This window comes from Gemmobacter sp. LW-1 (genome assembly GCF_001303875.1).
Taxonomy (GTDB): domain Bacteria; phylum Pseudomonadota; class Alphaproteobacteria; order Rhodobacterales; family Rhodobacteraceae; genus Gemmobacter; species Gemmobacter caeni.
Window position 1 is genome coordinate 44754 of the sequence record NZ_LJSC01000059.1, and the last position, 10461, is coordinate 55214.

Here is a 10461-nt window from a genome sequence, read left to right on the forward strand (position 1 = left end):
TTATGCGATATGGAGATCGCGCGGCAGCGACGACAGGATCTCGCATCCGGTTTCGGTGACGACGGCGAGTTCCTCCAGCCGGATGCCGAACCGGCCGGGCAGATAGATGCCCGGCTCGACCGAGAACACCATTCCCGGCGCCAGGATCACGTCAGACGTGCCACTGATATAGGGTGGCTCATGGATTTCCTGCCCGACGCCATGGCCCGTGCGGTGGGTGAAGAAATCGCCGTAGCCCGCCGTCGCGATCACCGCGCGGGCCGCTGCATCAACGTCACGCGCCGGGATGCCGGGGCGGATAACGGCCAGCGCGGCCTGCACCGCCGCCTCGACCACGGCATGTACCTCGGCATAGCCTTCGGGCGCGGTGCCACAGGCCGCCATGCGGGTGATGTCGGAATAGTATCCATCCTTGCGGGCACCAATGTCACAGACGAGGATGTCCCCTTCCGCGATGACCCGGTCGCCGGTGTGATGATGCGGGAAAGCCCCGTTCGGGCCGCTGGCGATGATGGTGAACTCCGGCACCGCGCCTTCGGCCTTGAAAGCGGCGCGCGCGGCTTCGGCCACCTGCCGCTCCGTCTGGCCGGGGCGGATCGCGGCGCGCAGGGCCTGTTGCGCCAGATCGGCGATGCGGGCGTTTTCGCGCAGGGCGGAGATTTCGGCCGCATCCTTGCAAAGCCGCAGATGCCCCACGGTTTCCGAGGCAAACATCCGACCGGCAGCGGGCAGAGCGTCCAGCAGCAGCAGGGCATGGTCGGCGCGCATGGTTTCATCCAGACTGACCGTGCCAATGTCACCCAGCACGGCCAGCGCCTCAGCCAGCGCAGCGGCGGGCCCCTGATCATCCGCCCAGCGCCATTGCGCCCAGTCGCTGTGCGCCGCCACCTCCTCGCCGTTCAGCGCGGGCATCAGCCAGCCAGCGGTACGATGGCCGATCAGCGCGAGGCAGGGCCGTTCATCCGGCATCGGCGCGAACCCGTGCAGCCAGCGCAGATGCGCGCCGGGCGCCAGCGCCACCAGATCCACCCCCGCCTCGACCATCCGCACGCGCAACCGCGCCAGACGCGCCTCAGCCACCGAACCGCCCACCGGCACGGCGCGCATGGCCGCAACCAGCGCCACATGTTGCGCCGCCAGCAAGTCCTGCAAGGCCGTCACCCGATCCGGGGTGAAGTGGTTTTCCACATCCAGAATGTTCACTGTGCCGATCACCTGCCCGCCATCCAGCACCGGCAGGTTGATCGCGGAATAACAGCCAAGCGCATTGATCTGCGCATGATCAAAGAAATAAGGCGCAAACTCCGCCGTGGTATTGGCGATGAAGGGCTTCCCCTCGATCAGCACGCGGCGCGACCAGGCGTCCTGCTGGATCGGCTTTGGCACGGACAGCGGATAGGCCGTGTGATCCGAACTGTAAGCCCGGCGCGCCAGTCCCACATCGGGGTCCTGCACACTGATGGTAAAGAGCCGCGCGCCGCCCAGCGCCTCGGCCTCGCGGTGCAACTGGGCGAACAGCGCGTCTGATTGCATGAGGGGCGTTTCCTTTCACGAAAAAGGCCGCCCGATGAGGGCGGCCCAAGGGATGTCGGGTGCAGGTTATTGCAGCTGCATGCCGTTGGCGAAGAAGTGCTTGTCCTTGAACTCCAGCGTGGAGGTCATAGTATCCGGCGCACTGGGATCGACCTTGGCGAACATGCCCAGCATCATCCGGGTGCCCATCATCTGATCCTCAGGGACCAGCCCCATGGCCATCAGCTTGTCCAGCAGCGCGTTGACGCCCACGGCCTTCAGGTCGATCTGGCCGGTCGGCGCCGGAACGCCACCATAGGTTTCCATATCGCTGTTGTCGAAGGTCAGCGCGCCCGAACCCGTGACCTCGGCCCCTGCGGCGGTGACCTGAAGTTCGTTGATGTCCAGCGCATTGATCTCGCCCGGAGCGCCTTCACCCAGCGCGGCCATCTCGGCCTCGTCCAGCAGATTGACGTTCAGCGTGACCTTGCCCTTGGTATCCAGCACCACGTTCATCGGGTCGCGCGGCAGCTGCGCTGTCGGGTCCAGCATGCCCCAGATCTCATCCGAGACGGTCAGCCCGACAAGCTTGGTCAGGAAGGCAAAATCGGCGGGGGCGTCGGCTCGGGAAACCGGCATCACCAGATTGAACGCGCCTTCCTTGTAGCCGAAATTCACCTGCGGGAAGGGGATCTGCGCGCCCGAGACCGTGACGCGTGCGTCCTTCGCACCGGCACCATAGGCCAGACGGCTGGCGTCCATCGCGAAAGAAAGGCTGCCGCCGGTATTGGAGGCCGAAATCTGCATCGGGCCTTCCGCGCCATCGACCTTCATGTCCATGGTGCCACCGGCATAGGCAAAGCTGCCCTCCATCGCGCTGCCCGCTTTCAGCGCGGCCAGAAAATCATCTGCCACGCCGCCGGTCATCCGCGAAGTCGACTGCCCGGTCAGCGCGGTCATGTCGGCCTTGACGTCAACCTTGCTGTTGTCTGCGGTATCCGTGCCGCTGATCACAATGCCAAGGCTGTCCGCCGCCAGATTGCTGGTCACCACCAAATCGGTCGTGCCCGAGACCAGGTAATTGCCGGAAAGGCCGCGCAGCGTCGCCTCGAGCTTCAGATCCTCGGGGACGTCTTTCGGGCCTTCGATGCCGGACAGTGATGCTTTCACGCTGGAGCCGGTGAAATCATACCGGGTTTCCTCGGGCGTGCCCGAGACGATGACGCGCATGCCGGGGGTGGCAATCGTCAGCCCGGTGGTGGTTGCGGGCACCTCACCCTCGGCTTCGGTTTTCACCGTCATGCTGGACGTCTCGCTCATCGTCATCTCGACGGTGCCGTCTCCCTGTTCCTTCAGGCGCACCTCGTCCAGATGCATCACTGCCTCGGCCCCTTCGTTCTTCGACGTAAGGTCGATGCCGCGAATCACCAGCGTATCGCCCTCGCGGGCTTCGCTGCCGGTCGTCATCGTCTGGCCATAGGAGGTGCTGAGCGTCTTCCAGTTCTCCCAGACCTGTTCGGGAGTCACATCCGCCAAAGCGGCATTGCCCGCCAGAAGCGCCACGCAGGCGGTCGAGCACATGAATTTCAATCGGGTCATAACGAAACCTTCCTGCTGTAATGATGCAACAGCATCCGCGAGTGGCATGGGCCGGTCAAGGCTTTCCGGCGCGATGTCACATGAGGTATCAAGCCTGCGTGACGGAGGGAAGAAGGCATGGTGATGAACGGGAAGGTAGTGGCGATTACCGGCGCAAGCCGGGGGATCGGCGCGGCGGCGGCGCGGGTTTTCGCGGCCGCAGGCGCGAAAGTCGCCCTGTTGGCACGCAGCGAAGCGGAAATGGCGGCGCTGACGGCGGATATCGGCGCGGATCGCGCCCTAGCGCTGGCCTGCGATGTGGCGGATGCAGCGGCGGTTTCGGCTGCGGTGGCGCAGATTGTCGCACACTGGGGACAGCTTGACGTGCTGGTCAACAACGCCGGAATGATCGAGCCGATCGCGCGGATCGAAGACGCCGATCCCGCGCTTTGGGCGCAGGCGGTGCAGGTCAATCTGGCGGGGGTGTTCAACGGCATCCGCGCGGCGCTTCCGGTGATGAAATCCGCCGGTACAGGCACGATCATCACCATCTCTTCCGGCGCAGCGCACCGGCCGCTGGAAGGCTGGAGCGCCTATTGCGCCTCGAAGGCCGGGGCGGCGATGCTGACGCGCGCCCTGCATCTGGAGGAAGGCCAGTGGCTGCGCGTCATGGGTCTGTCGCCCGGCACGGTCGCGACCGGGATGCAGGTGCAGATCAAGGCATCAGGCATCAACCCTGTCAGCCGTCTTGAGGTGACAGACCATATTCCCGCCGACTGGCCCGCGCAGGCCTTGCTGTGGATGTGCAGCCCCGAAGCCGATGACTGGCGGGGCGAGGAAATTTCGCTCAGGGACGAAAACATCCGGCGCAAGGTGGGGCTGTTGGCATGATCGAACTGTCTGTCGACGGCGGTGTCTGGACCGTCACACTGAACCGGCCCGACAAGGCCAATTCGCTGACCCGCGCCATGCTGGAGGAACTGGACACTCTCGCGATCCGCGCCGGGGCCGAGGGCGCGCGGGTGCTGGTGCTGACGGGCGCCGGCAAGGTGTTTTCTGCCGGGGCCGATCTGGACGAAGCCCGCGCAGGGCTTGCCACCGCCGATGTCTGGGAACGGCTGTCGGGCCGCATCGCCGCCCTGCCCTGCCTGACCATCGCCGCGCTGAACGGCACGCTGGCCGGGGGCGCCATGGGCATGGTGCTGGCCTGTGACCTGCGGATCGGCGTGCCGGGAGCGAAGTTCTTCTACCCGGTGATGAAGCTTGGCTTCCTGCCACAGCCGTCGGACCCCGGACGTCTGGCCGCGCTGGTCGGGCCGTCACGGGCCAAGATGATCCTGATGGCAGGTGTAAAGGCCAGCGCGGAAGAGGCGCTGGCCTGGGGTCTGCTGGACCGCATCGTCGCGCCGGAGACCCTGATGGCCACAGCAGCCGAGCTTGCAGAGGATGCGGGCGGGGCAACCCCCGCCCATGTCGCGGCGATCAAGGCAATGGTGCCACTGCGGGGCTGAATGCCCCGCATCCGCGTCTTACTTCTTCTTCGGCGGCACGAAGCGCTTGGAGGTGTCGCGCGCATCCACCGGACGGGGCGCGGGCTTGCCCTTGCCGGACTTCGCCGCGAAACCGCCTTCCGCCTTGTGCGACTTCGTTCCGGCCGCGCGGGCGGGCTTGTCCTTGCCGCCGCCATGCGATTTGAAGCCAGCCGATTTGGCCGCCGGTTTGGCATCGCCGCCCTTCGTGGCACGATCCCCCGCCGACCAGCGCGGCTTGCGGTCGCCGCCCTCGGGCCCGGCACCGCGCGGCGCATAGGGTTTACGGTCGCCCTCGTCCCGCGCTCCGTAAGGTTTGCGATCCCCGCCTTCGCGCGGAGTATAAGGCTTGCGGTCCCCCGTATCGCGGGCGCCATAGGGTTTGCGCTCGCCACCCTCACGCGGCGTGTAGGGCTTGCGGTCCGCACCGTCGCGCGGGGCGTAAGGTTTGCGCTCTCCCGCCTCACGCGGGGCATAGGGTTTGCGGTCGCCGGAGTCGCGCGGGGTGTAGGGCTTGCGCGCAGGAGCGGCCTCCTCGCCCTGTGCCTTGCGGCCATAGGGCGCGGCTTCGCGCGGCTTGTAGCTGCGCTTTTCCGTCTCGGCGCCTTCCGGGCGTTGCGGATACTCACGCTCGCGGCTCGCATAGGGCTTGCGGGTTCCCTCAGCCGCTGCGGGGCGACGATCTTCCCAGGCATGCGCCGGGCGTTCGTCCCGGTCCCGGGCCGGGCGGTCCTCCCGCGCAGGGCGCGGCGCGGCCTCACCCTCATCGACAAAGCGCGACGGTTTCGGCTGATAGGCAGGCTTGTCACGACGCGGCGCGCGATCAGTCCGGTCACCACGGTCCGGGCGCGGGGCGCGCTCAGGACGCGGGCCACCGCGTTCCGGGCGGCCAAACTGCGGCTCGCCCTCGACGCGCTCCATGTTCAGGCCGGGCTCAAGCTCCACTTGCGCCCCGATGCGACCAGCCGCCGCCTTGGCGATCTGGACGAAGGTCACGGTCTGCTGCACGCGGATCGCACCGATCTCGTTCTTGGTGATGCCGACACCATCACAGATTTTCGGCAACAGCCAGCGCGCCTCCGCCCGACCCTCATGGCCGACCGTCAGCAGGAACCATTCCGCCTCGCCAAAGGCGTTGCGGTCGCGCGGGGCCGAGGGGGCCGCCGCAGCAGGGGGCGCCATGTCCTGAAGCACCTCGGGCGCCGAACGCGCATCGCGCCACAACCGCACGAAAGCCGCTGCCATATGTTCGGCGCCATAGCGTTCGATCAGATCCCGCGCCAGCGCGGCCTCGTCGCCCGGCCGGTCAGACAGCAGCGGCAGTTCCATGAGCCGCGCATCGTCGCGTTCCTGCACCTCGTCAGCCGAAGGCGCCTTGGCCCATTCCGCCACGACCTTGGCGCCTTGCAGCAAGCGCGTGGCCTTGCGGAATTCCGACGGCGGCACGATCAGCGCGGATACGCCCTTGTTGCCCGCCCGGCCGGTGCGGCCCGAACGGTGCAGCAGGGTTTCCGAATTCGACGGCAGATCGGCGTGGATCACCAGTTCCAGCCCCGGCAAGTCGATGCCGCGCGCCGCAACGTCCGTGGCGATACAGACCCGCGCGCGCCCGTCACGCAGCGCTTGCAGCGCATGCATACGTTCGGTCTGGCTCAGCTCGCCCGACAAGGCGACGACTTGGAATCCCCGGTTGCCCATCCGCGCCAGCAGATGATTGACGTTGGCGCGGGTCTTGCAGAACACGATGGCCGTACGCGCCTCATAGTAGCGCAGCACGTTGAAGATCGCGTGTTCGCGGTCACGCGGGCTGACGTTGAAGGCGCGATATTCGATATCGCCATGCTGCTTGGCCTCGCCCGCCGTTTGCAGACGGATCGCGTCACGCTGGAAGGTGGACGCGAGTTTCTCGATCTCTTTCGGCACAGTGGCCGAGAACATCAGCGTGCGACGGCCTTCCGGCGCGGCAGAGAGAATGAACTCCAGATCCTCGGCAAAACCAAGGTCGAGCATCTCATCGGCTTCGTCCAGCACGGCGACATGCAGCAGCGACATATCAAGGCTGCCGCGCTCGATATGGTCGCGTAGGCGGCCGGGCGTGCCCACGACGATATGCGCGCCGAAGGACAACGCGCGGCGTTCGGTGCGGTAGTCCATGCCACCGACGCAGGTGGCGATCTGGGCGCCGGCCTCAGCATAAAGCCATTCCAGTTCGCGCGCGACCTGCTGCGCCAGTTCGCGCGTCGGCGCGATGATCAGCGCCAGCGGCGCCTCGGCGGGCTTGAGGATATCCGCGCCGCCCAGCACCTCGGGCGCCATGGCAAGGCCGAAGGCCACGGTCTTGCCCGAGCCGGTCTGCGCCGAAACCAGCGCGTCGCGACCCAGCAATTCGGGCGCAAGAACGGCTTCCTGCACGGGGGTGAGGCTTTCATAGCCCTTGGCGGCAAGCGCCGCTGCCAGCGGGGCCGCAATCGGAAGATCAGTCATGTCTGTTACCTGAAGGGGCGGGAAGGCCCTGTGACGGCCCTGCCATTCCCCTTGCAGCCGGGCCTCCCTGCCCGTGCTGCCCCGGAATCATTCGGAGCCTTGCCGCCGCGCCTACAGCAAATCCCACCCCTTGTATAGCCCTGCGGCACCTGGCAAGGCACCGATGGGCCAGAAAGCTGCCGATGGTAACCCGCAGCCCCGGCCCCGGCGCCGCGATATATCCAAATGTTCTCCGCCCCGACCATCGGAAGAGTCTCCGCCCGCGTCACCGCCAAATTCATCACGCCCCTCGCGCGGTTCTGGCAGCTCACGCCCGTCACCGATATGAAATCGCGGACGATCCGCACGTCGTCTCGCCCCCCGTTGCCCGGCCGAAAAGCAGGGTGATGGCACCCGGTAAACCTGCTGTTCTCCGTCAAGTCCAGACGGCCCTGGAAAGCCCTATGAAGGTCGATCTTCCATAGCGTCGCGCCACCCTTCGCTGGCACGGCAACTTCTGGTCCCATCATCGGATTGCCCACTACCCGGCCAGGGTGCCCAAGCCGGTCAACCTGCCTTGTTATCCGATAACAGGCCACCGATTTTGCCTAGCGCAGCAACGGGGTGCATCTGTCGGGACAGCGAATCCGCAAACAGAAAGGAACGGACATGCTGCCCGCTGTCATCTCTGCTCCCGCATCAACTGCACCGCGCCGGTTCGGCCGTGCCGCCATTGCCACCATCACCGCGCTGGCCATCGGCCTGACCGCCGCCGCCCCCGCGCAGGCGCTTGGCCGGAATGAACGCAACTTCCTCAAAGGGGTGGCCGCCGCCATGGTGGTCGACCGCCTGCTGGACGAGGCACGCCGGAACCAGCGGCCGCGCTATGTGCAACCGCAATATGTGCAGCCCCGCCCCGTCTATCGGCAGGTCTACCGCCCCGCCCCGCATTATGACCGCTATCAGCAGCCCTCGCGCCCGAGCATATGGATGACGCCCTCGGCGCAGGCTTTCAATTCCTACAGCGCCTACGACCGCCGCCGGATCCAAAGCGGCCTGGCCGCGCGCGGCTACTACCGGGGCGGCATTGATGGCGCTTTCGGCCCCGGCACCTATTCCGCCATCGTGGCCTATGCCAATGATCGCGGACGCGGCCGCGACCTTGGCAGCGCTGCAGGGGTCTACGGCCTGTTCGACGGGCTGGTCTACTGAACCTCCGGGCCGGGCGCGATCATCCCTTGCGGATGGTGTCGCCCGGCTCAAGCGTCGGGAACAACTCGATCCGCTCACCGCCGATCACACCCGAGGGGCGCTTGCCCGCGATGATCTCGGCCGCATGTACGCCAATCTCGCGGCGACAGGCATCCATCGTTGCCAGCTTGCGCGGAAGCCCGTCCAGCAGCTCCACCCCGTTGAAGCCCGCCAGCCCCAGCCGCCCCGGAACGTCGATCCCCTTGTCGAGACAGTAAAGCAGGCCGCCCGCACCGATCATATCGTTTGAATAGTAAAGGAAATCGAGATCCGGGTTGCGTTCGAGAATCGCCCCCGTCATTTCGCGACCCTTCAGAAGCGCCGAGCCGCCCGCATAATATTCCTCGCCGGCCAGCGACAGACCCGCAGCCGCCAGCCCCTCTTTGAACCCCTCCAGCCGCTTCCGGGCGCGGTGGTCATCCGGCATCTTGGTGCCCAGAAACCCGATGCGCCGATACCCCGCCGCCACGATGGCTTCGGCCATCTTCAGTCCGGCCCGCCGGTGCGAGATGCCGACCGCGCTGTCAACCGGCGTGCCGTCGATATCCATGATCTCGACGATCGGGATGCCCGCGCTTTCCAGCATGGCCTGCGCCGCCGGGCTGTGTTCAAGCCCCGCGATGATGACACCGGAGGGGCGCCAGCTCAGCATTTCGTAAAGCACAGCCTCCTCACGCTCCGGGCTGTAGTTGGTGATGCCGACCACGGGTTGCAGGCCGGTATCCTCCAGCGTTTCGGAAATGCCCATCATCACTTCGGGAAAAACCATGTTGGACATCGAGGGGATGATGACACCGACCAGATTGACCCGCTGGGACGCCAGCGCACCGGCGATCTTGTTCGGCACATAGCCCAGGTCACGCGCTGCCTGAAGCACACGTTCCCGCGTCGTTTCGGAAACGTCCCCGCGGTTGCGCAGCACCCGGCTGACGGTCATCTCGCTGACACCGGAGGCTTCGGAGACGTCCCGCAGGGTCAGGGTGCGGCGCGGATCGGCAACGGGAGGCTTGGACACGTTTGTTGGACCTTCTGCAAAATTCTCGCAAGAACGTGAATCCTTGTTAGCGCCAAAGCTTCCCCTTGTCCAAGGCCTGTTTCCCTGTTATTGATAGCGCTAACGGCATTCCTGCCGACCAGTATCCACCGCGCCAGCAAGCTCTCAACCGGCGCGAGGGACCAAGGGGGAGCGATGGGCCAAAAGCGCTCCCCCTTTTTCGTTGTGCCAGAACAGGAAAGTCTTGCAAGACCGACAAAATCGCCGCTAGAAGGCCCACAAGGCCCCGTGGCTCAACTGGATAGAGCAGCCCCCTCCTAAGGGGCAGGTTACAGGTTCGAGTCCTGTCGGGGTCACCATTTATTTAAAATCAGATGGATGCGGTTCGCCGCCTCGGTGTGGATGCAGCTTCCGTCCGGATTTTCCGTGCCCAGCTGTCGAACGGAGGAGGAGTGCTGTAACGCGACAAAAACATAGGGGTTTTTAAGAGAGTGCGTTGCCCTATCCGTCGTTAGGTGTCGTTACCCGTCGCCAACCGTCTTTCCTCAATAAAATAAGGCGCTTGCCGAGGCTGTGAGGCTATGGTGGCGTGTCTGGACGGCTCCGGTGCGGTGATCGCCGTCGCGACGAAAATACCGGGCCAAACAGGTGGCCGGAGCGTGATCCGCGCCCTCGCTGGCGCCCGGACCCGAGCTGCTAATCGCCCGAAAACATCAATAAAACTTGGCTTTAACGGCTGTTTCAGGGCGATTCAGCCAATCCGGGGAAAGTGCGAAACTCGGAACTCGTGCGCGGATTTTTCAACTCAGTTCATAGTTACGTCTTTTCAACACCTTATGGGGATTTCACCCGGTCTTTCGCCCCCGAAACCCCTGTTTTTGGGCCGGAAACTCGGAACTGGCGGCCTTCCAGTTCATAGTTACATGATTTCAATGCGTTAGGAGAAATGGCGATGTGCGAGCTATGCGCCACCCGCATAGGTCAGCGGATGGCGCTTCTGGTTCAGGCTGGAAGGCCTGCCATCGCCGCGCCGACCTCCTCGACCGTCGTCGCGGCGTCGATTGCGGCGCTGGCGGTGAGGCGGAGGGCCTCCAGATCGGCGGCGGTGCTGCGCCAGAGGGTGGCGAGGTTGAG

7 protein-coding genes and 1 tRNA gene are annotated in these 10461 nt (G+C 65.6%); 4 read left to right on the plus strand and 4 right to left on the minus strand.

What is annotated here, in order from left to right; translation table 11 throughout:
* Positions 1 to 1533: a M24 family metallopeptidase gene (locus AO684_RS18730; RefSeq protein ID WP_082401116.1), complete on the minus strand. Its 1533-nt coding sequence runs from the start codon at positions 1531 to 1533 to the stop codon at positions 1 to 3.
* A 66-nt stretch (positions 1534 to 1599) separates the two neighbouring features.
* A complete protein-coding gene (locus AO684_RS18735) occupies positions 1600 to 3111 on the minus strand; it encodes a DUF2125 domain-containing protein (protein ID WP_054304259.1) in 1512 nt (503 codons plus the stop codon).
* Between the two features lie 117 nt (positions 3112 to 3228).
* Here AO684_RS18735 and AO684_RS18740 point away from each other — a divergent pair, with 117 nt between their 5' ends.
* Together AO684_RS18740 and AO684_RS18745 are read left to right on the plus strand one after the other, a co-directional pair.
* A complete protein-coding gene (locus AO684_RS18740) occupies positions 3229 to 3981 on the plus strand; it encodes an SDR family oxidoreductase (protein ID WP_054304260.1) in 753 nt (250 codons plus the stop codon).
* Positions 3978 to 4601 (plus strand): enoyl-CoA hydratase/isomerase family protein, encoded by a 624-nt coding sequence (locus AO684_RS18745; protein WP_054304261.1) that lies wholly within the window; start codon positions 3978 to 3980, stop codon positions 4599 to 4601. Before AO684_RS18740 ends, AO684_RS18745 begins: the two co-directional genes overlap by 4 nt.
* Before the next feature lie 18 nt (positions 4602 to 4619).
* Here AO684_RS18745 and AO684_RS18750 read toward each other — a convergent pair whose 3' ends face one another.
* A complete protein-coding gene (locus AO684_RS18750) occupies positions 4620 to 7103 on the minus strand; it encodes a DEAD/DEAH box helicase (protein ID WP_054304262.1) in 2484 nt (827 codons plus the stop codon).
* A 648-nt stretch (positions 7104 to 7751) separates the two neighbouring features.
* Between AO684_RS18750 and AO684_RS22090 the strand changes: the two genes are divergently transcribed.
* Complete coding sequence (locus AO684_RS22090; protein ID WP_054304263.1) at positions 7752 to 8294, plus strand: peptidoglycan-binding protein; 543 nt, start codon at positions 7752 to 7754, stop codon at positions 8292 to 8294.
* A gap of 19 nt (positions 8295 to 8313) precedes the next feature.
* On the opposite strand, the gene AO684_RS18760 is transcribed toward AO684_RS22090, so the two are convergent.
* Positions 8314 to 9348, minus strand: a complete 1035-nt coding sequence (locus AO684_RS18760; protein WP_054304264.1) for a LacI family DNA-binding transcriptional regulator — start codon at positions 9346 to 9348, stop codon at positions 8314 to 8316.
* A 261-nt stretch (positions 9349 to 9609) separates the two neighbouring features.
* Between AO684_RS18760 and AO684_RS18765 the strand changes: the two genes are divergently transcribed.
* Positions 9610 to 9686: transfer RNA gene (locus AO684_RS18765), tRNA-Arg, on the plus strand.
* Positions 9687 to 10461 lie beyond the last annotated feature (775 nt).